Origin of the sequence: Gluconobacter japonicus (assembly GCF_015244665.1) — a bacterium.
Classification (GTDB): Bacteria; Pseudomonadota; Alphaproteobacteria; order Acetobacterales; family Acetobacteraceae; genus Gluconobacter; species Gluconobacter japonicus.
Genome location: NZ_JABCQN010000003.1, coordinates 25,498 through 50,393, shown reverse-complemented (window position 1 = coordinate 50,393; position 24,896 = coordinate 25,498). Strand labels below are relative to the sequence as shown.

The window sequence follows — 24,896 nt, the reverse complement described above, 5'->3', positions numbered from 1 at the left end:
TTTGCCCTATTACCTCAAGAGTACCTGCCCCATGCGCGCCCTGCCCCTGAACATCGGAACCATTCATTTCGTCGGTATCGGCGGTATCGGAATGTCCGGCATTGCGGAAGTTCTGCATATGCTGGGCTACCGGGTTCAGGGTTCGGATATTGCGGAAAGCTCGAATGTGCAGCGTCTTCGTCAGGCGGGCATCCAGATCCATATCGGGCATGATGCTGCCAATTTGGGGGATGCTCAGGTTGTGGTGACGTCCACGGCTGTGAAGAAAGACAATCCGGAAGTTGTTGCCGCGCGTGCAAAGCTGATCCCGGTCGTGCGTCGTGCGGAAATGCTGGCAGAACTGATGCGTCTGCGGTGGTCCGTCGCTATTGGTGGCACGCACGGCAAAACCACAACGACGAGCCTCGTGGCCTGTGTTCTGGAACACGCCAAGCTGGACCCGACCGTTATCAACGGCGGCATCATCGAAGCTTACGGCACCAATACGCGCATGGGCTCCGGAGACTGGATGGTCGTAGAGGCCGATGAGAGCGACGGGTCCTTCCTGCGCCTTCCGGCCGTTATCGCCGTCATAACGAACATGGACCCCGAACATCTCGATCACTGGGGAACGGAAGAAGCCATGCAGGCGGGCTATGACCAGTTCGTCTCCAACATTCCGTTCTATGGATTTGCTGTGCTTTGCGTCGACCATCCGCAGGTTCAGCAGATGATCCCACGCCTGTCCGATCATCGCATCATCACCTATGGCTTCAGCCCACAGGCCGATGTCCGCGCCGAAAAGGTTGTGATGGACAAGCGCGGTGCGACATTCGAGGTTGTAGTGACGAACCGTGCTCATAACCGGACGCGCCGGGCTGGGCCTTTCCGTCTGCCGATGCTGGGGCACCATAATGTTCTGAACTCGCTGGCTGCTATTGCCGTGGCGCTGGAAATGGAAATCAGTGATTCCGTCATCGCGTCTGGCCTTGCATCGTTCAAGGGCGTGAAGCGTCGCTTTACCCGCACTGGCGAATATAATGGCGTCGCGATCATTGATGACTACGGCCATCATCCGGTTGAAATCGCGGCTGTTCTGAAAGCGGCCCGTCAGGCTGGTGCGAAGAACGTCATCGCTGTTGTGCAGCCTCATCGTTATTCTCGCCTCAAAGGGCTGTTTGGCGAATTCTGCACCTGCATGAATGATGCGGATACCGTGATCGTAGCAGATGTCTATGCCGCCGGGGAAAGCCCGATTGAAGACGCAGATCGGGATGCCCTGGTTGAAGGGCTGCGTGATCGTGGCCACCGATCCGTTGTCCCGCTGCCTTCTCCCGAGCTTCTCCCGGAAATGATCAACGCCATCGCCAAGCCGGGTGATTATGTTGTCTGCCTTGGCGCGGGTACAATCACACAATGGGCTCAGACACTCCCGCATGATCTTGAAGCCCTGAACGCCAAGAAACCAACAGCGGAAAGCGCGGTATGAACGACGCTTTCCCTGTCAGCGGACTGCGCGGACGCCTGACGGCCAATGCGCCTCTGGGTGCGCGGGCCTGGTTCCGGACCGGCGGCCCTGCGGACTGGCTGTTCGTTCCGGAAGATGTGGACGATCTCGCCGATCTTCTGCGTAACCGCCCAACCGATCTGCCGCTGACCGTTCTCGGGGCTTGTTCGAACGTCATTATCCGTGATGGTGGCATCGAGGGCGTCGTCGTACGTCTGGCCCGTGGCTTTTCGGATATTCAGGTCGAAGCGGACGGCATCATCGCGGGAGCGGCGGCTCTGGATGTCACGGTGGCCGAACACAGTGCTGCGGCTGGACTGGCAGGGTTGGAATTTCTTGTTGGGATTCCGGGGTCCATCGGCGGTGCGGTGCGCATGAATGCTGGTGCCTATGGCTCCGATATCAAAGCTGTTCTCGACTGGGCCGAAATCCTGACGGCTGATGGTGAACTGCACCGCCTGTCCTGCGAAGAGCTGGGTTTCGATTACCGCCATTCCGAATTGCCTGACGGGGCTATTGTCGTCCGCGCCCGCCTGCGTGGTACACCTGACAAGCCAGAGGCCATTCGTGAACGCCTTGCAGAAATCCGGGCCTCTCGTGAAGCCTCTCAGCCCGTGCGCGCCCGTACGGGTGGATCGACATTCCGCAATCCGGAAGGTCACAAGGCTTGGGCGCTGGTCGATGAAGCAGGCTGTCGCGGGATGATGCTTGGTGGTGCGCAGGTCAGTGAGAAGCACTGCAATTTCCTGCTCAACCTCGGCGAAGCGACAAGCGAACAGCTTGAAACCCTTGGTGAGACCGTTCGCAAAAAAGTTCTGGATCAGAGCGGTATTGACCTGCACTGGGAAATCAGACGCATTGGTCGCAGGAATATGGGAGAGAAGACGGTATGAAGGTCGCAGTTCTTTATGGCGGTACGTCCAGCGAGCGACCTGTCAGCCTTGTCAGCGGCGATGCCGCCATCTCTGCCCTGCGCGAGAAAGGCCATGATGTTACGCCTGTGGACGTCGGGTCCGATATTGCTGTCACGATTCAGGCCCTGAAGGCTGCTGCTCCGGACGTTGTTTTCAACGCGTTGCATGGCCCCAAAGGTGAAGACGGGGCCATTCAGGGCGTTCTGGAATGGCTAAACCTGCCCTATACGCATTCTGGCATCCGGGCGTCCGCTGTCGCGATGGATAAGGGGGCTACGCGTATCCTTCTTGCCGCAGCTGGCCTACCGGTTGCAGAAGGTCGCGTCGTCACGGTTGCCGAACTGGCGGAGGCTGATCCCCTTCCCGTCCCATATGTGATCAAGCCGGTCGCGGAAGGGTCTTCCGTTGGCGTTGAGATCATCCGTGCGGGCGATAACCGTCGTGCCGAAATTGCGCGGACATGGCGTTTCGGCAAGGAAGCCCTTGCGGAGAGCTTCATTCCCGGACGTGAACTGACGGCGGGTGTCATGGGGGATCGGGCACTTGCGGTAACCGATATCCTGCCAGCCGAAACTGCTGCATTTTACGATTTCGAAGCCAAGTACAAGGCTGGGGGCTCCCGTCACGTCGTGCCCGCTGACCTGCCTGCGGATGTCACGGAGCGCGCGCTTGATTACGCTCTGCGCGCTCATCAGACACTCGGCTGTGCCGGGGCCAGCCGGACGGACTTCCGCTACGACGATGAGACTGACACGCTCATCATTCTTGAAGTCAACACACAGCCCGGGATGACCCCAACGTCCCTGTTGCCAGAACAGGCTGCCTATTGTGGCATTTCTTATCCGGACCTGTGTGACTGGATGGTTCAGGAGGCACTGAACCGCTGATGCGCAGGGACGGCCGCCCTCAGGAACCCGATTTCCACCGTGATCCCTCTTTTCGGGGTAACCGCCCGGCGGTTATGCCCCCGTATGAGGACAGGCCATCACGCGCAAAGCTCTTCTGGCGTCGTCAGAGGCGTTTGATCCGACCAGGAATTGTGCTGCTGGTGGTCATGGGAATAGGCGTTGTGGGTGCCCGTCTTCTTTACGATGCGGCCTCCGAGGAGCGTTTCGGTCCCTTGCGCGAGAAACTTGTCGCCATGGAGCCTTTGCCCATCAGGCACGTCATCATCAATGGCCGTGGCATGACCAGTGAAGAGGCCCTTTATGACGCACTGGGTACAAATCTTGGCCGACCTATTTTCGGCTTTTCCGTGGAAGCTGCCCGCAAACGGATTGACGACCTGCCTTTTGTCGATCACGCCACAGTCGAACGTCGGATGCCCGATACGATCGTCATCAATCTGACGGAACGGACCCCGATTGCCGTCTGGCAGACCCATGGTCACTTCACCCTGATCAACCGTGCGGGCGAGGAAGTTCCGGATCAGGGCCTGACAGGAAAAAATGCTCAGGCTTTTCTTCAGCTTCCATTGGTTGTTGGTGAAGGCGCCAACAAGGCCGCAGCGAATGTGATTGATGCTCTGGCCAAACAGCCGGATGTCAAATCCCGTGTTACAGCACTGATCCGTGTCGGGGACCGCCGCTGGAACGTCACACTGAAAGACGGAACGACCGTCTTCCTGCCAGAAGGTGAGGAAGCCGCAGCATTCGCCCGCCTCGCCCGCTATCAGGGATCCATGCAACTCCTGGACCGGCCCGTTGTCTCGATTGACATGCGCTTGCCTGACAGAATGGTGATTCATCAGGTTCCGGCTCCTTCTCCCCCGCCTGATACCGCAACAGCTGACACAGCCAAGTCTGATCCAGCAAAATCCAATACTGTTCCTTCCGCCCCTCCTTCTGACAGTAAGCAGACGACACAACAGCCATGACCGATCTCACACCAACGTCCGATCTTCCGGCTTTCCGTCGCCGGCGCGGTCTGCGGGGCCGGTCCCTGATTCCCGTGGGTGGAGAGCGTGATGTTGCGCTGAACCGAACACCACGAGAGATTCTGCCACTTCCGCCAGAAGAAACGTCCAAACCGCGCGTCTGGCGCAATGGCGTTTTCGGTGCGCTTGATATCGGCACGACCAAAATGACGTGCCTGATTGGAAAAGGTGAGCCTGACGGCTCTATTCAGGTGCTGGGCTATGGCTGGCGTCGCTCGCACGGTATCCGATCGGGATCCATTGTCGATATCCGTGAAGCCGAAGCTGCGATCCGTGCAACCGTCGGGCAGGCAGAAGAAGCCGCTGAACGTCGTATGGACTCGCTGGTTGTCAATCTTTCCTGCGGGCATCCCCGCAGTCGCCTGATTGACGCACAACTGCCAATTGGTGGCCGGGAAGTTACAGATGGAGACGTTCAGCGGCTGATTGCAGACGGGCAGGCACGCGCCTGGTCGGAAGGGCGGGATGTCATTCATACCTTACCGATCGGGTATGTCGTGGACTCCATGTCGGGCATTGTTGATCCGCGAGGGCATCAATGCGAGCAACTCGCCACCAAGCTGCATGTCGTGGATATGAACTCCAGTGCCTTACGTACGCTGGACACAGTTCTTCAGCATTCCGAACTGAAACTGGATGGTCTGGTTTCAAGTCCGTTTGCGTCCGGTGTTGCTGTACTGGCCGACGAAGAACGGGATCTAGGCGTTACAGTTGTTGAAATGGGCGGCGGAACAACGTCTCTGGCCGTGTTCTGTGAAGGCAAACTGATCCACACAGCACAAATTCCTGTCGGCGGTCTGCATGTTACGCGCGATATTGCTGGCGTACTTTCCACGTCTCTGGAAACAGCCGAGCGCCTGAAAACCATGTATGGCGCGGCACAACTTGGCTCTGACGACCAGCGTGAGATTTTGTCAGTTCCCCTGATCGGTGAAGGGCGTGACCGTCTGGCCCGTATTCCGCGCTCAAAAGTGATTTCCGTTATTCAGCCTCGCGTTGAAGAGACGCTTGAACTTGTGCGTCATGCTCTCGACAATGCTGGCCTGGGACGGCTCGCCAACGGGCGCGTCGTTCTGACGGGTGGCGCATCCCTGATGGAAGGGATTGTGCCTGTCGCAACACGTATTCTCGCTCGGCCGGTTCGCATGGGCAAACCGCTGAACGTTCATGGCCTGCCGGAGACTGCAGCAGCTTCGGCCGGTTTCTCCACCGCTGCGGGGCTTCTGGCCTGGGCAGCGGGTGCCGATCGCGATTTTGGAGACATTTCTGCTCCTGAACCTCGATCTGGTGGCCTTCTGAAGCGTTTCGTAGGCTTCATCCGCGATCGTGGATGAGCTACATAGAATCAACGCTCTTTTTTACTTTGCCTTCTCGCAGTTCCGGACCTGATCATGACTTTGAACCTTACCCCGACCCCGAACTCTCACGTTGAACTCGCGCCACGCATTACCGTCGTAGGCGTTGGCGGCGGCGGCACCAATGCCGTCAACAACATGATCGATTCGGAGCTCAAGGGTGTTGAGTTCGTTGTGGCCAACACGGATGCGCAGCAGCTTGCCCATTCCAAGGCAGAACGCCGCGTCCAGCTTGGCCCCCATCTGACGCGCGGCCTTGGCGCCGGTGCCAAGCCGGAAATCGGCCGGGAAGCTGCTGAAGAAGCGGCACAGGAAATCGAGCGTCAACTCGAAGGGGCAAATCTGGTTTTCATCACGGCTGGCATGGGCGGTGGTACCGGTACAGGCGCGGCGCCTGTTATTGCACGCATGGCGCGTGAACGTGGCGTTCTGACAGTCGGCGTTGTTTCCAAGCCGTTCAACTTTGAAGGACGTCGCCGTACGCTGGCTGCTGAGTCCGGCATTGCCGAACTTCAGAAGCACGTCGATACCCTCATCGTCATCCCGAACCAGAACCTGTTCAATTCAGCCAATCAGAACACGACCTTCCGTGAAGCCTTCAAGATGGCTGACAACGTCCTGAACATGGGCGTTCGGGGCATCACGGACCTGATGGTTTCTCCAGGTCTCATCAATCTCGACTTTGCGGACGTCAAGGCCGTGATGGAAGAGATGGGCAAGGCCATGATGGGCACCGGCGAAGCCAGCAGCGAAGAAGATGGCGAAGACCGTGCAGTTGCTGCTGCCGAGCGCGCCATTTCCAATCCGCTGCTGGAAGATGCCTCCATGGCAGGGGCTCGTGGCCTGCTGATCAACATCACTGGTGGTGAAGATCTTACACTCTACGAAGTGAATGCGGCTGCAGATCGTATCCGTGAAGAAGTGGCGGAAGAAGCCAACATCATCTTCGGCGCGCTCATTGATGAAAACATGAACGGTCGGATTCGTGTCTCCGTTGTTGCAACGGGCATTGATACACAATCCAAGAATGGCCCGCAGGGTCCAGAGACCATTCCTGCTCAGCCGCCAGTTCAGCCACAGGCTTCTTCACCGTCCTCTGCACCACGTGACAATACGTCCCAGTCTCGTTCGGCTCCGCAGAATTTCCAGCCCGGCTCAACCTACGCCGGTGGCCCTGCACGTCCGAATTTCAGTCTGGACCCCAACGCTCAGCCCCAGCAGTCCCAGCCAGCCCCTGCAGCAGAGAGCCCTGTAGCACCGCCCGCCCATGTTGCGCCGCAACAGCACGTTCAGGCTCCGCAGGACGATATGTCCCAGCGTTCTCCGCGGGCAGGCCTCTTCTCTGAACCACCCCGGAATCCTGCTCCTGAAGCTCCTCGTAGCCTCTTTGGTCTAATGACAGGAGCTTTCCGTAACCGCCCGGCACCTCAGCAGCCTACGCAATCGGCACCGCGGTCGGAGCCGCACGCGCGTGACTACCCTTCCGACCAGCATGGAACGCAGGATCAACGTCATCATCAGGCACCGACTGACGGATCTGACGATTCGACGCTAGATATTCCAACCTATCTGCGTCGCTGACAGCGTCTCACTCCTTCCGCGATCTCCTGCTTCGCGGAAGCGGCCGGGTAATATCCGGCAACAATCATTGAGTGGAACTCCCCCGATGACTGGGTTTTATTAAAGCAGTCCAAATCATCGGGGGTTTCATGCAGGCCAAGCCAGCGCAACACGGAAAGTCTGCATCAACGGATCGTCAGATCCGGCAGATCCTTTCCAGCGTATCTGACACCAGTCAGCTACACTCCTCTTCCGGGCGCCCCGATTTGAAGACCCTGCAAACGACCCTTTCCTCACCTATTTCCTGTCGCGGAATTGCGCTCCATAGCGGAGTGAACGTTGATCTTGAGATGCTTCCGGCCAAAGCCGACACAGGCATTCGCTTCCAGAGAAGCGACTATCCAGGTTCACCGTCTTTTCCGGCTCGTTACGACCGGATTGTTGATACGAAGCTTTCGACTGTCGTTGCCTGTGAAGACGAGCCATCTCTTCGGGTTGCAACCATCGAGCATCTTATGGCGGCTCTGCATGCCCTGGAGATTGATAACGCCCTGATCCGTGTGAGCGGGCCGGAACTGCCGGTTCTGGATGGCTCGGCGGATGCCTTTGCCTTTCTTATCCAGTGCGCTGGAATAAAAACTCTCGAAAAGCCGCGGCGCGTCATCGAAATTCTCCGCAATATTCGTGCGGAAGGCGACAACGGTGCCTTTGCCGAACTCCGCCCTGCACAACGTGGTCTTTCCCTTGCTATTTCATTAAGTTTCGAAGCTACGGCAATCGGTAACCAGCGTTATGCCATGCAGCTTGATCCGCAGCGTTTCCTTGAAGAAGTCTCGTTCTGCAGAACCTTTGTAAACCGCAGGGATATTGAATATCTCCAGAGCATTGGCCTTGCCCGCGGCGGCTCTCTAGATAACGCCGTTGTTGTGGACGGAGAAAATATTCTTAATCCTGCGGGCCTGAAAATTGAGCGGGAATTTGCCCGCCACAAGCTTCTGGACGCCATCGGAGACCTTTATTGCTGTGGTCACCGCCTGAAGGCCGGTTTTATTGGTCATAAGTCCGGGCACAAGATCAACAACGAGCTTCTTCACGCCGTTTTTTCGGATCGGCGCAACTGGCGTTTTGAGCCGGACGCGGACGTCACACCCGTTCGAAACAACCGACGCACGCGCGTGGCGGCATGAGGATGACTGGCGGGTCTTTCGCCGCCGCATTCCCGTGATATAAGACGGGCATCACGGGAAGAGCAGGTATGCCAAGCAGCACACAACGTCATCTTGAAGTGTCCTCCAACGGGCGGAGTCTGATTCTGAAGGCTACGGCCGTCAGCGGGCTTCTGCTTCTGTCAGGGTGTTCTCTGTTTTCTCACAAGCATGAGAAGCCTGTTATTCCCAAGACAGCGGATGCAGAGACTCTTTATAATTACGGCATCGACGCCCTGCGCTCCGGTCGTTATGAGCTGGCGGGTGGCGAGTTCGAGCTTCTTCAGCAGAATTACCCGTATTCCGGTTTCACCGGAAACGCCGAGCTGATGGAAGGATACTCGTATTATCTGCAGGGCGAATATGCCTTGTCCGTCCAGCAGCTTGAGCGTTACCTGCAGCTTCACCCGACCAGCCCGGATGCAGCTTACGCCTTCTATCTGCGTGCCCTCTGCTATTATGAGCAAATTGCCGATGTTCAGCGCGATCAGCAGGGCACTGTTGAAGCGCTGAATGCTTTGGAAGAAGTCATTACGCGCTTTCCCCAGACGTCTTATGCCCGTGACGCTCAGCTGAAGATTGATCTTTGCCGTGACCATCTGGCCGGTAAGGAAATGCTTGTTGGTCGCTGGTATCAACAGCAGCGCAATTATGAAGCCGCCATGACACGCTATCAGCGTGTGGTTCAGGACTATCAGACAACCAACCATGTTGCTGAGGCGCTGGAACGTCTGGTCGAAGTCTATCTGGCTCTGGGCCTGAAAAATGAAGCACGGCAAACGGCGTCTGTTCTTGGTTACAACTATCCGGACAGCCAGTGGTACCGCTATGCCTACGCAAACCTGCGGGACAACAAGCTTCTGTCTGAAGATTTCAAGCAGCCTGCAACCCAGAAGCCAACCAGCAAGCCGCGCGGCTTCTTCTCGCGCGCCTGGCACAGCGTCTTCTGACGTGAGGCGTTTGAAACACGCCTCCCCACACACAACATTCCCGTCATGCTGACCCATCTCTCTATCCGTGACGTGGTTCTGATCGAAAAACTCGATCTGGCCCTGGCTTCAGGTCTTACCGTTCTGACCGGTGAGACTGGAGCCGGAAAATCCATCCTGTTGGATAGTCTGGGGCTTGCTCTTGGCGACCGTGCCAATGCAGGTCTGATCCGGTCCGGGGCGACGCAAGCCAGTGTTGCCGCCATTTTCGAAGTTCCACTCAAACATCCTGTTTTTGCCCTTCTCAGCGAACAGGGCATCGCTCTGGAGGATCCGTCAGAGCCTCTGGTGCTACGTCGCATCGTCACGCAGGATGGACGGTCACGCGCTTATGTGTCCGATCAGCCAGTCGGGATCACATTACTACGGCGCATTGCGTCCCAGCTTGTTGAAATTCAGGGCCAGCACGAACAGATGGGGCTGGCAGATCAAAGTACACATCTGGATCTTCTCGATGCGTTTGGTGTAAAGCCAGCGCTGCTGACACAGACCTCCATAGCCTTTCGCCAATGGGCCAACGCACGCACCGCCCTCGAAAAGGCCCGTAGCGATATGGAAGCTGCGGCCCGCGAGGAAGAGTGGCTCCGTGCAACGGTTGACGATCTTTCAACCCTCGCCCCTCAGGAGGGTGAGGAAGACTCACTGGCCGCCCTGCGCGTCAGCCTGCAACAGGATGAAAAGCGCGGTGAAGCTGTCGCGGCCGCTCTTGCAGAACTGACACCTCGTGATCGGCGCTCCTCCAGCCCCGCCGCAGCATTACGCTCAGCCAGCCGGGCGCTGGTGCGTCTCCTGCCTTCCAGTACGGAAGGTGAAAACGGACCTTCCGCGCATCAGGGACAGGCCCAGGAAGCTTTGGATGCTTTGGAAAAGGCCGAAGAAGCCTTGGCGGACGCAGAAATGCTTCTCACCCGCCTTGCCGCCGATACAGAGGGAGACCCTCGCCTTCTGGAAGAAACGGAAGAACGCCTTTTCGCGCTTCGGGCCGAAGCAAGAAAACATAATGTTGCGGTTGCAGAGCTTCCCTCTTTCCTCGCCTCCCTGAAAGCGCGTCTCGCAGCCCTTGATTCTGGCAATGCAGAACTGGCGCGACTGGAAACGGCTTTGACGGAAGCCCGGCTGGCCTATGAAGATGCTGCAAGACAGCTTTCTGAGGCCCGCAAACAATCTGCTCAAAAGCTGGAACAGGCTGTCACGAGCGAGTTGAAACCCGTCAAGCTGGAACGGGCCCGCTTCATTGTCTCTCTGCTCCCTTTATCGCCAGATCAGTGGAACAGCAGAGGCATGGAGCAGTCTTCCTTTTTGATCGCGGCCAATCCTGGTCAGCCTCCTGGCCCGTTGGCCAAGGTTGCGTCCGGCGGCGAATTGTCTCGCCTGATGCTGGCTCTCAAAGTTGTGCTGGCACAGCGTTCCGACATTGGAACTCTTGTCTTTGATGAAGTGGATTCTGGTGTCGGGGGCGCAACGGCGTCCTCCATCGGCGACCGCCTTCACAAAGTGGCGCAGGACGTTCAGGTCCTGGTGGTCACACACAGCCCCCAGGTTGCGGCGCGCGGCGATCAACATCTTCGTATCGCCAAACGTATTCGCAATGAGCGCACTGAAACGCTCGCCGAGCCTCTCTCCCGCGAAGCCCGACGCGAAGAAATCGCGCGTATGCTCGCGGGTGACGTTATTACGGATGCGGCTCGCGGCGCCGCTGACAGCCTTTTAGGACAGACCGCATGATTCCTGCCGATCGTCACGCCGAACTTGAAGCCCTTCTTGCCCGCTGGGACGAGGCTTATCATGGCAAGGATGATCCGGAAGTTTCAGACGCGGAATATGATGCGGCCCGTCAGGAACTGTTACAGCTTGAAGAGGCTCACCCGGAACTGAAACGGGAAGGCGGTGCCAACGATCGTGTGGGTACCATGCCAGATTCCGCGTTTGGCAAACACCGCCACCTCGTGCCCATGCTGTCATTGGATAATGTTTTCGGTGCCGAAGGGTTTGATGGTTTTGTATCTCGCGTTGGCCGGTTTCTCGGGCTGACGGAAGAGGGTCTTCAGGCCCTTCAGTTTGTTGCCGAGCCGAAGATTGACGGACTTTCCATCAGCCTGACCTACGAAAACCAAAAATTCGTTCGTGGCACCACGCGCGGGAATGGAATTGAAGGAGAAGATGTCACCACTAACCTTCTGACATTGAAGGATGTTCCTGCCACGCTCCCGCACGATGCTCCGGATATTCTGGAAATCCGCGGAGAAGTTTTTCTGTCAAAAAAGAACTTCCTTGAGCTGAATGAGCAGCAGGAAAAACGCGGCATCAAACCCTTCGCCAATCCACGCAACGCCGCTGCTGGCTCCCTTCGTCAACTCGATCCTGAAATCACGCGCAATCGGCCACTCTCACTCTTCGCCTATGCGCAGGGATACTCGTCTTCCCCTGTCAGCGAGACACACTGGGAATATCTGGAAACCCTTCGACGTTGGGGCTTCACTGTTAACCCGCTGTCTGAACGCATTGAACATGCCCGAGACATTCCAACTTATGTAGAAAAGATCGCACGGGAGCGTTCAGGCCTAGATTACGATATCGACGGTATCGTTTTCAAATTAAACGATCTTTCCCTTCAGGAGCGCTTAGGATTTGCAGGCCGCGCGCCCCGTTGGGCGATTGCCTGGAAATTTCCGGCCGAGCAGGCGATGACACGTTTGCTTAAGATTGAAATTCAGGTGGGCCGAACAGGAGCGCTTACGCCTGTCGCACATCTGGAGCCGGTCAATGTGGGCGGCGTGATTGTTTCGCGTGCGACTCTACACAATGAAGACGAGATCGAACGCAAAGACGTACGTGAGGGCGATCTGGTGCGGCTGCAACGCGCCGGAGATGTGATTCCGCAGATACTAGGGGTGGTCGAGAGTGATAAGCCTCGCGGTCCACGCTATGTTTTCCCGGATCATTGTCCTGTCTGCGGATCTCTGGCGGAACGCGTCCATGGAGAAGCCGTACGCCGGTGCACAGGTGGCCTGACCTGTGAAGCGCAGGTCGTTGAACGCCTGATCCATATGGTATCGCGTGCGGCTTTCGATATTGATGGACTAGGCGAACGGAGCATTCGGGAATTTCATGCTGCGGGTTACATCCTCAAACCTGGGGATATTTTCCGCCTGAAAAACCATCAGGATGCGCTGTTGAAGCGGGACGGCTGGGGTCAGCTTTCGGTCGAAAACCTGCTTCGTGCCATTGAAGAGCGCAGAACCATTTCTCTTGCCCGCCTCATTTTCGGCCTGGGTATCCGACGTATCGGAGAACGCAACGCACAGCTTCTAGCGCGCCATTACGGCACTTTCGAAAACTGGCGTGATACCATGGTTGCCGCCCAGACCGGCACGGAAGAACGAGAAGCTCTTGGGTCCATCATGGGGGTTGGAGGCGCCATTGCAGATGAACTGGTGGCTTTCTTCTCCGAAGAGCACAACGTCGCCACACTGAATGATCTGCGCTCGGAACTGCACACGATCGAGACAGAAGCCGCGCCTTCAGATGGGCACCTCTCTGGCAAGACCATTGTATTCACCGGCACACTGACGACCATGACACGCCCTGAAGCCAAAGCCATTGCCGAGCGTTTGGGCGCGCAGGTGACTGACAGCGTTTCCAAAAAAACGTCTCTGGTTGTTCTTGGAGAGAAGGCAGGTTCGAAAGCAAAGAAAGCTGCGGATCTTGGACTTGAAACTGTTGATGAGGCCGGCTGGAGAACATTGGCCGGTCTTTGACAGTTCCATGACATTATTGGTCTGCATGGCTGCCATCCGAAGATAATTGGCATTGTTTCTGTTCTTCGGAGTATGATGCCGCCCGCATGTCAGTATCATCTCCTACCCAGCACATGATTATTCTTCTCCTGCTGGGTCTCGTCGCGACCATCGTTCTGATCGCGGTCTCCGTATTGATCTCCCTCTCCGAGATCTCCTTTGCCGCTGCCCGGGACGTCCGACTTCGCTCAAAAGCCGAATCTGGTGACCCTCGGGCTGTCGCTTTTCTCAAGTTGCGGCGCAATAGCGGACAGGTCATCACCGTCCTGCAGATCTGCCTGAACGCTGTTGGTGTTCTTGGTGGCATCATCAGCGAATCAATGCTGAGTGAGCCAATAGCGGCAGGTCTCGAGTGGATCGGCTTCTCGCCTGTTCTGGCCTCGAATACAGGTTCTACCTGCTCCTTCATCCTGATTACCGGCCTGTTCGTTCTGTTTGCCGATCTGCTTCCCAAACGGATTGCCATGAATGCGCCGGATCGGATCGCGCTCAAGGTTGGCTGGTTCCCGGCCCTCGCCCTCAAGGTGCTCTATCCTGCGGTCTGGGTTTTTTCACGCATTTCGGATGTCCTCCTACGCGTCATGAAAATCCCGGCAGCCGCAACGGTCGAACCTGTCACGCCTGAAGATCTTCGCGCCATTCTCGCAGCCGGTACGGCTTCGGGTATCCTGCTGGAGCAGGAACATCAGATGATCCAGAATGTTCTGGGCCTGCAGGATCGTTCCGTTACGTCGGCCATGACACCGCGTGATGAAATCGTGTTTCTGGACGTTCAGGAAACGCCCGAAAGCCAGCGGGACAAGGTTCGTGTCCGTCCCTACTCCCGATACCCGCTGTGCGATGGCGGCCTGGATCGCGTCATTGGGTCCATTCGCGCGGAAGACGTGCTGGTCGCCGTCGTTGACGAGCCGCAGCCAAAAGAAAGCCTGACACCGGTTGCCAGCCAGATTTTCAAAATGCGCCGGGATGTTCTTTCCCTGCCTGATACTCTGAATCTCTGGGAAACACTGGCTCAATTCGATGCCCATTCCGCAGGCTTTGCACTGATTGTGAATGAATATGGCTTGGTCGTCGGTCTGATTACCTACAAGGACATTATGGGCGCTCTGATGGATGGGCTTGTCAGCCCGTTCGAAGAGCAGGCCATTGTTCGACGAGATGCGAATTCCTGGCTGATCGACGGCGCAGCGCCCATTGGGGATGTTATCCGGGAACTGGATATTCCCCTGTTCGACGATGCGCAGAACTTCGATACGGTCGGCGGTTTCGTGATGAACAGACTTCGTCGCATGGCGCGAAAAGCTGACAGTGTTGAGTCGTCTGGCTTTCGTTTTGAAGTCGTGGACGTTGAGGGTTTTCGTATCAACCAGCTTCTCGTCACCCGTCTCTGAAAAGCTGCCTTTCTTAGGTGACCCGGGACTGATTAAGATCACCAGCATTGTGTTCTCACTCAGCCCCGAAAGACCGTTCCGTGCCAGATTTTCAGCAGTCCGCACTGATTATTGTGGACGTCCAAAACGATTTCCTGCCGGGCGGCGCTCTGGCTGTTCCGAACGGAAATGAGATCATTGCGCCCGTTAACATCCTCTCCGGGATGGGATTTTCTGCTGTTATTGCAACGCAGGACTGGCACCCGGCGGATCATTGTTCCTTCACTACACAGGACGGTCCCTGGCCAGCCCACTGCATTGCAGCTTCGACGGGTGCTGATTTTCCGTCAGCCCTGAACCTGCGCCCGGTAAGTCATATTATTCATAAAGGCATGGCTCAGGACCGCGACAGCTACTCCGCTTTCTTTGACAATGATCACGAGACGTCCACCGGTTTGGACCATTTGCTCCACGGACTAAAGGTCTCACACGTTGTTGTCTGCGGACTGGCACTCGATTTCTGTGTTGCTGCAACCGCCCGGGACGCCATGCGCTGTGGCTTCAGGACCGACATTGCTCTTGAGGCATGCCGAGGAATTGAGAGCGATCAGGCTCCACTCCTTCATGACCTGCAAACACATGGTGTCGGTCTGATAAAAAAACATCTGATCCAAAAGAAGGACGCTTTATGAAACAGCGCCTTACAGTTTTGACGCTCGCCTGTTCCCTGCTCTGCGGCACCGCCACAGCCGCGCCTCCTACAACGCAGGATCTGCTGGAGACATCAGGATTCAAAGAAGCTTATAAAGCTATGATTACGCTTCCGGCCTGGGTTGTTTCCGGTAAAGGCACGTCCACACCGGTAGAGTACTTCACGCAAAATGGGAAAAAATATGCACTTGGTCACATGTGCAAGCCCCATGACTGTGCCGCTCAACAGTTGGAACTGGTTCTGGCCACTGACCACTCAGGTTCCTGGGGGCTTCTCTCCATCAAAGCAAACAATGCCCTGAAACAGACCATTCTTGGATCACCATCTCCTGAAATCGAGAAGGCTTTGAGAGACGCCTATACCAAAAATAATCTGCCAGACTGATTATCGCTCACCAAGGGTCGCGGGAAGGTGATTGGTCCATTCGTCAGGTTGAGGTGTTCTCTTCGGTATCAATCCGTAAAGGATCCAGAATACGATGAAGCGCTTTTATAATCACCGCGATACTCTTGTTACTGAAGGCATTGACGGACTTCTGAGATCCTCTGCTGGACGCCATCTTTGCCGCCTGTCAGGACATGAGAATATCCATGTTGTTCTAAGGCGTGACTGGGACAAAGCAAAAGTTGCTATCATTTCGGGTGGCGGTTCCGGACACGAGCCAGCCCATGCCGGGTTTGTCGGCAGAGGCATGCTGACAGCCGCTGTATGTGGCGCTCTTTTTGCCTCCCCGAACGTCGATGCCATTCTTGCCGCAATTCTGGAAGTAACTGGTGAAGCTGGCTGTCTTCTGATCGTCAAGAATTACACTGGCGACCGTCTGAATTTCGGGCTGGCAGCAGAACAGGCCCGGGCCTTGGGAAAACATGTTGAACTGGTCATTGTGGCAGATGACATCGCGCTTGATCAGGGAACCAATGCCCGTGGCATTGCCGGAACAGTACTTGTTCAAAAAATTGCAGGACATGCAGCAGAGACAGGCGCCAGTCTGGCAGACGTCAAACAGGCGGCTCTAAACGCCATCAAGTCTACGGCCTCCATCGGTCTGGCTTTGACGGATGTGAATGTCTACGACCCGCAACATGAAACGCGGCTTGACAACCATGAAGCCGAACTGGGCCTTGGTATTCACGGAGAGCCGGGAGCGGAGCGTATCGCTGTAAAGAAACTGGATGCCTTGGTGGCTCGGGCCGCAGACACACTGATCAACCATCTGACGGATGAAAAACAGGCCGTCATGGTGAATATGCTCGGAGCCGTACCCGTTCTGGAAGCACAGGCCATTGTGGACGCTCTGGCCCGGACGTCTCTGGCCGAACGTACCGCGTTTATCATCGGGCCGGCCCCGTTAATGACGTCTCTGGATATGTACGGATTTTCCTTGTCCGCCATTCCTGCAAAAGATGCTTTCATTGATGCTCTGTCCGCTCCCGTAGAGCCATGGGCATGGCCAGGAATTGCCGCCTTTAAGGATGTTCAGACAAAACCCACGCCGACATTGCCGGAGACATTTGCGTTTGAAGCATCGCCTCATAACCTGCTCGAAAAGCTTATCCGGGAAGGAGCGAAAATCCTTATCGACAACGAGAAGGATCTCAACGCACTGGATGCCCTGATTGGCGACGGAGACGCCGGGTCAACCTTCGCAGAAGCTGGACGTGTGATTGTGAAGGATATTGAGCGGCTCCCCCTCGCGTCTCCACAGAAGCTCTGTGCGACAATCGGGCGACTTCTGGCCAGAAATGCAGGAGGTTCGAGCGGTGTTCTGCTTTCGATCATGTTCTCGACAGCCGGACAGCAGGACAACTGGGCGTCCGGGCTAGAAGCTGGCTTGCAGCGCATGCAAAGCTATGGAGGAGCCTCACCCGGCGATCGTACCATGCTTGATGCCCTCTTCCCCGCCATAGCAGCACTCCAGACAGGCAACCTGCATGATGCGGCGATTGCTGCTCGGAAAGGCGCAGATTTGACACGTTCAATGCCTGCGCGCGCAGGTCGCGCAGCGTATGTGCCGCAAGAGCAGTTAAAAGATATTCCGGATCCGGGCGCCGAAGCCATTGCACGCCTCTTGGAAGGACTTGCAACTCTCACTTGATAGAATCGCAACCGTGAGGTGTTTCAAAACAGAGTCGCAACATGAAGGCTTTGTTTTGAAACGGTATGGCGAAGATCTGGCCGCCAGAAAGTATCCGGATATTTGAGGCGGCATTAACACCAAAAGGAATCGGCGTATCGCTAAGCTAATCTGCAACCTTATCGATTCGGTACGCTCAGATTAAAATTGTAGATTATGAGAAAAAGTAGTTTCAAAGCTGCGGCTTTACGAAAGATTGTCGCAGCTAAAGGAAACTCTTGGGAAACGGCATTTAGCGTTTCCTCTGCCCCTTCTCTGAAATATTCAAAAGAAGGGGGACAGGCGCGCTGGGTGGCGCGCCCTGCTGGATTCGAACCAGCGACCCACAGCTTAGAAGGCTGTTGCTCTATCCAACTGAGCTAAGGGCGCAGTAGAGAAATCTTGAAACTGGTCGGGGCGCCCGGACTCGAACCGGGGGCCTCCTGTACCCAAAACAGGCGCGCTACCAGGCTGCGCCACGCCCCGAACCGAGGCGGAACATAGGGGCAGTAAGTTTCAGAAGCAATAGGGTTTTTTCACTCTTTTTCATTTCTTACGAGCGGCGGCACGAAAAGTGGTGCCGTATCCCAAGGAAACAGCACCCATGTGTCCTGTGCGACTTCCGTCACGTAGTGATCGGTGTGCGGTTTACCGTCGGGTTTTGCATAGAGGCACGCGAAAACAGCCTTGGGCAGCATTTCACGAACGTACTTCGCCGTAACGCCGGAATCGACCAGATCATCAACGATCAGGAAGCCTTCCCCATCACCTGCAGCGGTCGGAGCTTTCACGACCTTTGGCTCATGCTGGGTGCCTTCTTCACCAGCATAGCTGATGACAGAAACGCTTTCGATCAGGCGGCAGCCCATCTCGCGGCCCAGAATGGCGGCAGGGATGAGTCCGCCACGCGTGATCGCAACGATACCGCGAAACGGTCCGTGCTTTTCCATGAGCGTTGTGGCGAGGGTACGGGCGTCACGGTGGAGCTGGTCCCAAGTGACGGTCGCATACGTTATGGGTTTGGGTGTCTGTGTGGCAGTCATGTTCTTCATCTGCCTTCCGTCTCGGAATTTTGCAATAAACTTGAGGAGCGGAAATGCCTAAGGTGGCAGGATGATTGACCCAGCATTGCGGGCCCTTCCCGGCCTTCGTCCCCTAATTATAAGCCGAATCTGTTCGCAGCTCTCCGCCACCACCATGACCATCGCCATAGGCTGGCAGATCTATGCCTTGACTCACAGTGTAGCGTCGCTTGGCTATCTGGGGTTGGCGCAGTTCCTGCCCATGGTGCCGCTGACATTCATTTCTGGGCATGTGGCAGACCGGTTCAATCGCCGGAACATTGTTCTGACCTGTCAGATTTTGGAGATTCTCAGTACTGGCGCTCTCGCAGCAGCGGCAGCAATGCAGATTTTGACACCTGCCCTCGTTTATACGTTCGCAGCTTTTTATGGCACGCTTCGCAGCTTTGAGATGCCCTGCCAGCAGGCCTTTCTGCCGGCCATCGCACCGCCTGAATTGCTTCCACGTGCTCAAGCGCTTCTATCGTCCCTGTTCATGACTGCATCCATTGTCGGACCAAGTCTGGGTGGCCTGCTGTACGGGCTGGGTGCCGTAACCTGCTACAGCCTTGCCACCCTTGGATTCGCACTCGCCTTTTTCGGGACGCTGGCTCTGCGCCTTCACCATACGGTTCCTGCAAAAGAGCCTGTAACATTTGCCTCCGTTTTTGCGGGGCTTGGCTTTCTGAACAGACGCCGAGATCTTCTCGGAGCTATCTCTCTGGATCTTTTTGCGGTTCTTCTTGGGGGAGCCACCGCACTTTTGCCGGTCTACGCGGATAGCATCCTGCATGTTGGGCCGATTGGTCTCGGCTTCCTCCGCGCTGCTCCTGCCATAGGCGCGCTGGTCACATCTGTCTGGCTGTCCAGACATCCTCTGGGCAGGCGCGCAGGCGTGACCATGTTCATTTCAGTTGTCGTCTTCGGTGTCGCGACCATTGTTTTCGGCGCTTCTCACATCACATGGATTTCCGTTCTTGCGCTCATGATTCTGGGCGCCGCAGACGTGATCAGCGTCGTCATCCGGTCATCTCTGATCCAGCTTGCCACCCCCGATTCCATGCGAGGGCGCGTTTCAGCCGTAAACTCCCTGTTTATCGGCTCCAGCAATCAATTAGGAGAATTTGAGAGCGGCACACTAGGCGCGGCCATTGGACCGGAAGCTGCGGTCATTGCAGGCGGCGTAGGCACCATTCTGGTCGCCCTTGTCTGGATCCGTCTTTTTCCGAAATTATGGTCTCTGGACCGCCTTGAGGATGTACGGCCAGAAATTCTCTGAACGCAGTCCCGACCACCAGCATCCGAAAGGACTGGTGGTCAATGACAAATACAGCGCAAATGAAAAAAGCCCCGTGAGGGGCTTTTTCTTTGTACCGTGGCCAGTTTTTCAAGAAGAAAAGTGGCTCCCGAAGTAGGACTCGAACCTACGACCCAGCGATTAACAGTCGCTTGCTCTACCAACTGAGCTATTCGGGACCGGTGAGGAGGTATGTAGTCCAACCGACGGGGTCGGTAAAGCCCCTTTTTTCAACTTTCTGCATTTTTCTGAACTTTCCTCAGTAAGATGCAGAAAACATGACTTTATTCAGAGCTCTTCCCGCCCACGCGTGGCCAGAACATCCACCCGTTCGTTGTTCACGTCGCCAGAATGGCCCCGAACCCAGAGCCATTCGATCTCATGCGGCTTGGCTGCGTCCAGAATGCGCTGCCACAGATCCATGTTGGCCACCGGATCTCCGGCCGCATTACGCCAGTTCCTACGGACCCATCCCGTATGCCAACGGGTAATGCCATTCTTCAGGTATTCGCTATCCGTGTGGAGCTTCACCTGACAGGGACGTTTGAGCGCTTCCAAAGCCTCAGCGGCGGCAGTCAGTTCCATCCGGTTATTGGTCGTTTCCGGATGACCGCCCCACATTTCCTTCTCCTTGCCTTTGCAGCACAGAAGAACTCCCCATCCGCCTGGACCGGGATTGGGCTTACAGCCACCATCCGTCCAGATTTCAACCAGCAGGCTTTCCGTCTCAGACATCAGCTTGCCCTGCGAAATGCCGAAGACGTCCAAGATAAGCGAGCGGGTCCTTGCGGGTTACCAGCGCATCAGCGGGCGTATTGATCCAGTCATAGAGCCGCGTCAGCAAAAAGCGGATCGAAGCGCCCTGACAAAGAATGGGCAGAGCAGCTTTTTCCGCAGCTTCGAGAGAACGGACCGTCTCATAGCCCTCAATCATGGCCTGAGCGAAAGACGGCTCGAAAACCTTTTCGTCCCGGAAACACCAGGCGTTCAGACAGATGGCCAAGTCGTAAGCGAAGAGATCCGTGCAGGCGAAATAGAAATCAATCAGCCCGGAAATTCTGCCGTCCTGAAAGAACACATTGTCGGGGAACAGGTCCGCATGAATCTGCCCGCGTGGGAGCGTCCCTTCTGCGGGCCATGCCTTTTCGATCCGGTCCAGAGCCTGGATCAGTTCTTGTGTCAGTCCGGGAAGCAGATCATCTCCTGCGCCCTGACAGCTCTCAAAAAGAGGTCTCCACGCTTGCACAGAAAGTCCATTCGGACGCTCTGCCGAGTAGTCCCGCCCCTTTTCATGAAACGTGGCCAGAACCTGACCAAGCTGCCAGCAGGATTCTGCCGTGATCTCCGGGGTGGCGCGTCCCGGGAGGAAGGTTGTGATGGCAGCAGGGCGGTCTGCAAGAATCCGCAGAGCCTCCCCATCACGCCCCGCAACAGGAAGAGGACAGTTCATCCCCTTCCCTGACAGATGCTGCATCAGCCCCAGAAACCATGGAAGATCCGAGGCTTTCACGCGTTTTTCAAATAGCGTGAGGATGAACTTCCCGCTCGTCGTTTGGAGCAGGAAGTTGCTGTTTTCGACGCCTTCAGCGATTCCCTGAAACGAGATCAGGGTGCCGATGTCATATGTGCCAAGGAACGCTTCAAGCGTCTCGGCCGCCAGTTCCGTATAGACGGCCATGAAATCTCAGTTGTCCTCACCAGCAAGCGGGCCTGGCAGACGGAAGTTGATGTTCTCTTCCTTCACGATCCGCTCTTCGATCTTCAGCGTGTACTTGGCCGCAAGCGCCGTTACCATTTCCTGCACCAGACTTTCCGGAGCGGACGCACCGGCACTGATGCCCAGCGTCTCCACACCTTCCAGAGCGGACCAGTCAAGGTCTGCCAGCTTCGGTACCAGCAGCGCCCGGCGCGCACCCGAACGCTCCGCCACTTCCCGCAGACGCTGCGAGTTGGAAGAGTTTGGCGACCCGATGACGATGACCAGATCGCTCTCAGGTGCGATAGCTTTCACAGCTTCCTGACGATTGGTCGTGGCATAGCAGATGTCTTCGCGCTTCGGTCCTTCGATCAGCGGGAAACGCGAGCGAAGAATGTCGACGATTTCTGCCGTATCATCGACGGACAGCGTCGTCTGCGTGATGAACGCCAGCTTTGCCGGGTCTTCCGGCTGGATCGTACGGGCTTCCTCGGCATCGTTGATGAGCGTCACGGCGCCGGGAGGGAGCTGACCCATCGTGCCAACGACTTCCGGATGGCCGGCATGCCCAATCATCAGGATATGAAGCTGCTCTGGACCACCGCCAGCAAAGTGACGTTCTGCCTCACGATGAACTTTGGACACCAGCGGGCAGGTTGCATCTAGATAAAGCAGGTTGCGGCGCTGCGCTTCAGCCGGCACGGATTTCGGCACACCATGAGCCGAGAAAACGACGTGCCCGTCGGCTGGCACCTCGTCGAGCTCCTCAACGAAAATGGCACCCTTGGCTTCCAGCCCCTCGACCACGGTGCGGTTATGAACGATTTCATGACGCACATACACTGGCGCGCCATAACGACGAAGGGCTTCTTCAACGACGCGGATCGCACGATCCACACCGGCGCAGAAACCACGCGGGCCGGCGAGCAGGACCCGGAGCGTCTTCTGGTGTGCAGCACGTTCTGGTGCAAGAGTTGTCTGTTCTGGCATGGTGTTCCCCAAGCGGGCGGAGTTCGATATGTAGGACTATTATCGACCGGATTGAGGCATGTCGCAACGTCCGGGCCGCTTTGTGGGAGTTTCTACAGCAGATGCCAGCCTTCCGGCGCCTTGCCACGTCCCTGTTTGTCCCGGCTTTTGCCGTTCTCGCCCTTTCGACACTGGCAGGGTGCGACGAATCCAATCCGGGCATGTTCGCTCCGGCCTGCCCTGCCACGGAAATTCCGAGCGCCGCATCTGACCGGTTCGTTTATGACGGTCGCGGACTGGACGTTGGCAGCCTGGTCAGCCATGCCCAGCTGACATCCATTGCCGGAGACTGCCAGCGTGGCCCCAAAGGCCCGAAAGGTCAGGAAATGGTGCGGACGCGCATCAGCCTCGCAATGAACCTGACCCGCGGCCCGGCTTCCGAGAGCAGCAGCATTGATGTTCCCTATTTCATCGTCATCATGCGAGATGGAAAGATCGTAGATAAAAAAGTCTTCACGGACACGTTCAAACTCGAGCCGAATGTGAGTGCCCAGCCCGTTCGTACAGAGCTACGCCTGATTGATCTTCCGGCTTCCAAAAATCTGCAGGACAACCCTTACACGCTGGAAATTGGCTATCAGCTCACACACGATGAACTGGACTATAACCGCGCCCATCTTCCTGTCGTAAAATTCCGTGGCCGGACACAGTAACGGCCTTTCTTTTCCTCTTTCACCCGTCGTCAAAACCCGTATCACGCTGAAAATGACCCTGGCCTGTCTGACAGGCTTCGGGTCTTCAGCCTTTTCCGCGCCCCTTGACGTTTCGGCATCGAAAGAAGAACAGATCAAGGTTCATCACGCAGAGCGTCCAGAAATCCAGAACTTCCCTCATGCGGGCTTTCTGGAACAGCCTAGACGCCTGACCACACGTCAGAATCTTGCCCCAATCGGACGGCAGCCGCACTGGGGTGGGTTCAATCGCGGCAACGGCGAAGGCGCGGGCTTCGGTCCTGTTGGCCGTTACGGCGTGGCACCCTGGGCAGAAGACTGGTCTTATCTGCGCGATCAGAGTCATCGAAACGATCTGTTCGATCCTTTGAAGTTCATTGCCCTGAACAACCAGCGCACCATCTGGCTCTCGCTGTCAGAACGTACTCGCCTGCGTAACTGGTACAACGACTATCCGATGCTCGGGACAAACCCACACTCTGGTTCTGGACGCTTCGTCACCCGGAACATGTTCGGAGCCGATCTGCATCTTGGAGAACACTGGCGCATTTTCGGGCAGCTTGTAAATGGGACCGCGGCTGGCTGGAATGGCTACGGCTATGGCAGCACCTACCGAAAACGACTGGATCTGCATCAGGCGTTCATTGAATACAAACAGACCATTGGCACGGCCAAAACGGGACTGATGTTTGGGCGTCAGCAATTTCTCGATGCGCCGTCCTACGTTCTGTATGATCGCGAGCCCCCCAATATCCAGATTACCTGGAACGGCCCGCGTGCTTACGCAATTCTGCCGCATATCCGGTTTGATCTCTATGACTTCGTAGCGACGAATATTACTCCCAGGGCCATGTTCCATGATACGCAGGACTGGAACACGCGGCTTTATGGCTTCAACACCACAGTCGATGTACCAGCCTTCCATTTGGGCCAACAACGGATCCAGTCTTATCTGGATCTGTTCTGGATTGGCTTTCACTTAGGTGCAAAGACGGGATCGGTTCCGGTCTTGAGTTCAGCCGCTATCAAATCCGTCACTGGTGCAACCAATCGCAACAATCTGGGCTTCCGCTGGTACGGTACAGCACAACAACTGGAATATGCTCTGGGGGTTCTGTGGCAGCAGGGCAATTTTACGCCCTATGGCACAACAGCGCGCAGGCAGGTCTCTGCATATTCCGTCAATACAACGGTGGGATACAGGCGGTCCGACCTGCTGTTCAAACCCTTCTTTGGTGTGCAAACAGACGTCTATTCAGGCGGTAACGAACGTCATCGAGAGGGGACTGTGGGAACTTACAGCGCCCCCTTCGCTCCCCAGAATCCCTATCTGGATTACACTGGCTATATAGGCGCAGCGAACCTGATCAATCTGTCTCCGATCCTCGTCGGCTCTTATGGAAAGGTCTCGTTACGCGTCAAAACCCCCATCCTGTGGCGGCAGACCACACAGGCTTCGGTCTATTCCATTACGTCTGCCTATAATTTTCCGAAGTTCCACAGTCACTTTGTAGGCGTTGCGCCGAATGGCCTGCTGACATGGGCTGTAAACCGCCATTGGAACTGGACTCACGTTGTAGCCTGGTTTGCCGCTTCACATGATCTGAAAAACGCTGGAGCCAAAAGCGGGCTGTATTATCAGTCCAGTCTCTCATTTGCCTTCTGAAGAATGGTTGCAGAGCCGTGCCCTGCAGCGTAATGCCCC

The 24,896-nt window shown here is 56.4% G+C and carries 21 protein-coding genes and 3 tRNA genes; 17 read left to right on the top strand and 7 right to left on the bottom strand.

The window, feature by feature from the left end; genetic code table 11:
* The first annotated feature begins 31 nt into the window (after positions 1-31).
* The 14 genes from murC to HKD32_RS06590 all read left to right on the top strand — a co-directional run bounded on the left by murC (position 32) and on the right by HKD32_RS06590 (position 17,419).
* Positions 32-1,468, top strand: coding sequence for a UDP-N-acetylmuramate--L-alanine ligase (gene murC / locus HKD32_RS06655; RefSeq protein WP_061933293.1), 1,437 nt, complete (start codon positions 32-34; stop codon positions 1,466-1,468).
* Positions 1,465-2,379: a UDP-N-acetylmuramate dehydrogenase gene (murB, locus tag HKD32_RS06650; protein ID WP_061933295.1), complete on the top strand. Its 915-nt coding sequence runs from the start codon at positions 1,465-1,467 to the stop codon at positions 2,377-2,379. The genes murC and murB overlap by 4 nt, the downstream gene beginning before the upstream one ends.
* Entirely contained in the window at positions 2,376-3,287 is a 912-nt protein-coding gene (locus tag HKD32_RS06645) for a D-alanine--D-alanine ligase (RefSeq protein ID WP_061933297.1), read from the top strand. The genes murB and HKD32_RS06645 overlap by 4 nt, the downstream gene beginning before the upstream one ends.
* On the top strand, positions 3,287-4,276 hold the full coding sequence (locus tag HKD32_RS06640; RefSeq protein ID WP_061933299.1) for a cell division protein FtsQ/DivIB: 990 nt from the start codon (positions 3,287-3,289) through the stop codon (positions 4,274-4,276). Before HKD32_RS06645 ends, HKD32_RS06640 begins: the two co-directional genes overlap by 1 nt.
* Positions 4,273-5,670 carry a cell division protein FtsA gene (ftsA, locus tag HKD32_RS06635; protein ID WP_010503963.1) on the top strand — a complete coding sequence of 466 codons (1,398 nt, stop codon included), beginning with the start codon at positions 4,273-4,275 and terminating at the stop codon, positions 5,668-5,670. Before HKD32_RS06640 ends, ftsA begins: the two co-directional genes overlap by 4 nt.
* A gap of 57 nt (positions 5,671-5,727) precedes the next feature.
* Entirely contained in the window at positions 5,728-7,272 is a 1,545-nt protein-coding gene (ftsZ, locus tag HKD32_RS06630; RefSeq protein ID WP_194257761.1) for a cell division protein FtsZ, read from the top strand.
* A gap of 128 nt (positions 7,273-7,400) precedes the next feature.
* Entirely contained in the window at positions 7,401-8,438 is a 1,038-nt protein-coding gene (gene lpxC / locus HKD32_RS06625; RefSeq protein WP_061933303.1) for a UDP-3-O-acyl-N-acetylglucosamine deacetylase, read from the top strand.
* 68 nt (positions 8,439-8,506) lie between these two features.
* A complete protein-coding gene (locus HKD32_RS06620) occupies positions 8,507-9,406 on the top strand; it encodes an outer membrane protein assembly factor BamD (RefSeq protein WP_010503966.1) in 900 nt (299 codons plus the stop codon).
* Between the two features lie 45 nt (positions 9,407-9,451).
* Positions 9,452-11,170: a DNA repair protein RecN gene (gene recN, locus HKD32_RS06615; RefSeq protein WP_061933304.1), complete on the top strand. Its 1,719-nt coding sequence runs from the start codon at positions 9,452-9,454 to the stop codon at positions 11,168-11,170.
* Positions 11,167-13,203, top strand: coding sequence for an NAD-dependent DNA ligase LigA (ligA, locus tag HKD32_RS06610; RefSeq protein WP_061933306.1), 2,037 nt, complete (start codon positions 11,167-11,169; stop codon positions 13,201-13,203). Before recN ends, ligA begins: the two co-directional genes overlap by 4 nt.
* An 86-nt stretch (positions 13,204-13,289) precedes the next feature.
* Positions 13,290-14,633 (top strand): hemolysin family protein, encoded by a 1,344-nt coding sequence (locus tag HKD32_RS06605; protein ID WP_061933308.1) that lies wholly within the window; start codon positions 13,290-13,292, stop codon positions 14,631-14,633.
* Between the two features lie 80 nt (positions 14,634-14,713).
* Positions 14,714-15,304 (top strand): isochorismatase family protein, encoded by a 591-nt coding sequence (locus HKD32_RS06600; RefSeq protein WP_061933310.1) that lies wholly within the window; start codon positions 14,714-14,716, stop codon positions 15,302-15,304.
* Positions 15,301-15,708, top strand: a complete 408-nt coding sequence (locus HKD32_RS06595; RefSeq protein WP_061933312.1) for an Ivy family c-type lysozyme inhibitor — start codon at positions 15,301-15,303, stop codon at positions 15,706-15,708. Before HKD32_RS06600 ends, HKD32_RS06595 begins: the two co-directional genes overlap by 4 nt.
* Positions 15,709-15,802: 94 nt before the next feature.
* Positions 15,803-17,419 (top strand): dihydroxyacetone kinase subunit DhaK, encoded by a 1,617-nt coding sequence (locus HKD32_RS06590; protein ID WP_194257760.1) that lies wholly within the window; start codon positions 15,803-15,805, stop codon positions 17,417-17,419.
* A gap of 331 nt (positions 17,420-17,750) precedes the next feature.
* On the opposite strand, the gene HKD32_RS06585 is transcribed toward HKD32_RS06590, so the two are convergent.
* The 3 genes from HKD32_RS06585 to gpt all read right to left on the bottom strand — a co-directional run bounded on the left by HKD32_RS06585 (position 17,751) and on the right by gpt (position 18,489).
* A tRNA-Arg gene (locus HKD32_RS06585) sits at positions 17,751-17,827 on the bottom strand.
* A 19-nt stretch (positions 17,828-17,846) separates the two neighbouring features.
* Positions 17,847-17,923 (bottom strand) — tRNA-Pro (locus HKD32_RS06580).
* A 50-nt stretch (positions 17,924-17,973) separates the two neighbouring features.
* Positions 17,974-18,489, bottom strand: coding sequence for a xanthine phosphoribosyltransferase (gene gpt / locus HKD32_RS06575; protein WP_010503974.1), 516 nt, complete (start codon positions 18,487-18,489; stop codon positions 17,974-17,976).
* A 61-nt stretch (positions 18,490-18,550) separates the two neighbouring features.
* On the opposite strand from gpt, the gene HKD32_RS06570 reads away from it, so the two are divergent.
* A complete protein-coding gene (locus HKD32_RS06570; RefSeq protein ID WP_061933316.1) occupies positions 18,551-19,777 on the top strand; it encodes an MFS transporter in 1,227 nt (408 codons plus the stop codon).
* Between the two features lie 121 nt (positions 19,778-19,898).
* Here the strand turns inward: HKD32_RS06570 and HKD32_RS06565 are convergent.
* The 4 genes from HKD32_RS06565 to ispH form a co-directional block, all read right to left on the bottom strand.
* Positions 19,899-19,974 (bottom strand) — tRNA-Asn (locus HKD32_RS06565).
* A 109-nt stretch (positions 19,975-20,083) separates the two neighbouring features.
* Positions 20,084-20,530, bottom strand: coding sequence for a ribonuclease HI (rnhA, locus tag HKD32_RS06560; RefSeq protein ID WP_010503976.1), 447 nt, complete (start codon positions 20,528-20,530; stop codon positions 20,084-20,086).
* Positions 20,523-21,473, bottom strand: a complete 951-nt coding sequence (locus tag HKD32_RS06555; protein ID WP_061933318.1) for a homoserine kinase — start codon at positions 21,471-21,473, stop codon at positions 20,523-20,525. Before HKD32_RS06555 ends, rnhA begins: the two co-directional genes overlap by 8 nt.
* 6 nt (positions 21,474-21,479) lie before the next feature.
* The gene (gene ispH / locus HKD32_RS06550; RefSeq protein WP_010503979.1) at positions 21,480-22,481 is read right to left on the bottom strand and encodes a 4-hydroxy-3-methylbut-2-enyl diphosphate reductase; all 1,002 of its coding nucleotides are present in this window, start codon (positions 22,479-22,481) and stop codon (positions 21,480-21,482) included.
* Between the two features lie 101 nt (positions 22,482-22,582).
* On the opposite strand from ispH, the gene HKD32_RS06545 reads away from it, so the two are divergent.
* Positions 22,583-23,173, top strand: coding sequence for a hypothetical protein (locus HKD32_RS06545; protein ID WP_061933384.1), 591 nt, complete (start codon positions 22,583-22,585; stop codon positions 23,171-23,173).
* Positions 23,157-24,857: an alginate export family protein gene (locus HKD32_RS06540; RefSeq protein WP_061933320.1), complete on the top strand. Its 1,701-nt coding sequence runs from the start codon at positions 23,157-23,159 to the stop codon at positions 24,855-24,857. Before HKD32_RS06545 ends, HKD32_RS06540 begins: the two co-directional genes overlap by 17 nt.
* Positions 24,858-24,896 lie beyond the last annotated feature (39 nt).

What these genes read in the sequence shown, in the direction of transcription:
- murC (WP_061933293.1), top strand. Translation starts at nt 32, where the DNA reads ATGCGCGCCCTGCCCCTGAACATCGGAACCATTCATTTCGTCGGTATC.
- murB (WP_061933295.1), top strand. Translation starts at nt 1,465, where the DNA reads ATGAACGACGCTTTCCCTGTCAGCGGACTGCGCGGACGCCTGACGGCC.
- HKD32_RS06645 (WP_061933297.1), top strand. Translation starts at nt 2,376, where the DNA reads ATGAAGGTCGCAGTTCTTTATGGCGGTACGTCCAGCGAGCGACCTGTC.
- HKD32_RS06640 (WP_061933299.1), top strand. Translation starts at nt 3,287, where the DNA reads ATGCGCAGGGACGGCCGCCCTCAGGAACCCGATTTCCACCGTGATCCC.
- ftsA (WP_010503963.1), top strand. Translation starts at nt 4,273, where the DNA reads ATGACCGATCTCACACCAACGTCCGATCTTCCGGCTTTCCGTCGCCGG.
- ftsZ (WP_194257761.1), top strand. Translation starts at nt 5,728, where the DNA reads ATGACTTTGAACCTTACCCCGACCCCGAACTCTCACGTTGAACTCGCG.
- lpxC (WP_061933303.1), top strand. Translation starts at nt 7,401, where the DNA reads ATGCAGGCCAAGCCAGCGCAACACGGAAAGTCTGCATCAACGGATCGT.
- HKD32_RS06620 (WP_010503966.1), top strand. Translation starts at nt 8,507, where the DNA reads ATGCCAAGCAGCACACAACGTCATCTTGAAGTGTCCTCCAACGGGCGG.
- recN (WP_061933304.1), top strand. Translation starts at nt 9,452, where the DNA reads ATGCTGACCCATCTCTCTATCCGTGACGTGGTTCTGATCGAAAAACTC.
- ligA (WP_061933306.1), top strand. Translation starts at nt 11,167, where the DNA reads ATGATTCCTGCCGATCGTCACGCCGAACTTGAAGCCCTTCTTGCCCGC.
- HKD32_RS06605 (WP_061933308.1), top strand. Translation starts at nt 13,290, where the DNA reads ATGTCAGTATCATCTCCTACCCAGCACATGATTATTCTTCTCCTGCTG.
- HKD32_RS06595 (WP_061933312.1), top strand. Translation starts at nt 15,301, where the DNA reads ATGAAACAGCGCCTTACAGTTTTGACGCTCGCCTGTTCCCTGCTCTGC.
- HKD32_RS06590 (WP_194257760.1), top strand. Translation starts at nt 15,803, where the DNA reads ATGAAGCGCTTTTATAATCACCGCGATACTCTTGTTACTGAAGGCATT.
- gpt (WP_010503974.1), bottom strand. Translation starts at nt 18,489, where the DNA reads ATGAAGAACATGACTGCCACACAGACACCCAAACCCATAACGTATGCG.
- HKD32_RS06570 (WP_061933316.1), top strand. Translation starts at nt 18,551, where the DNA reads ATGATTGACCCAGCATTGCGGGCCCTTCCCGGCCTTCGTCCCCTAATT.
- rnhA (WP_010503976.1), bottom strand. Translation starts at nt 20,530, where the DNA reads ATGTCTGAGACGGAAAGCCTGCTGGTTGAAATCTGGACGGATGGTGGC.
- HKD32_RS06555 (WP_061933318.1), bottom strand. Translation starts at nt 21,473, where the DNA reads ATGGCCGTCTATACGGAACTGGCGGCCGAGACGCTTGAAGCGTTCCTT.
- ispH (WP_010503979.1), bottom strand. Translation starts at nt 22,481, where the DNA reads ATGCCAGAACAGACAACTCTTGCACCAGAACGTGCTGCACACCAGAAG.
- HKD32_RS06545 (WP_061933384.1), top strand. Translation starts at nt 22,583, where the DNA reads ATGCCAGCCTTCCGGCGCCTTGCCACGTCCCTGTTTGTCCCGGCTTTT.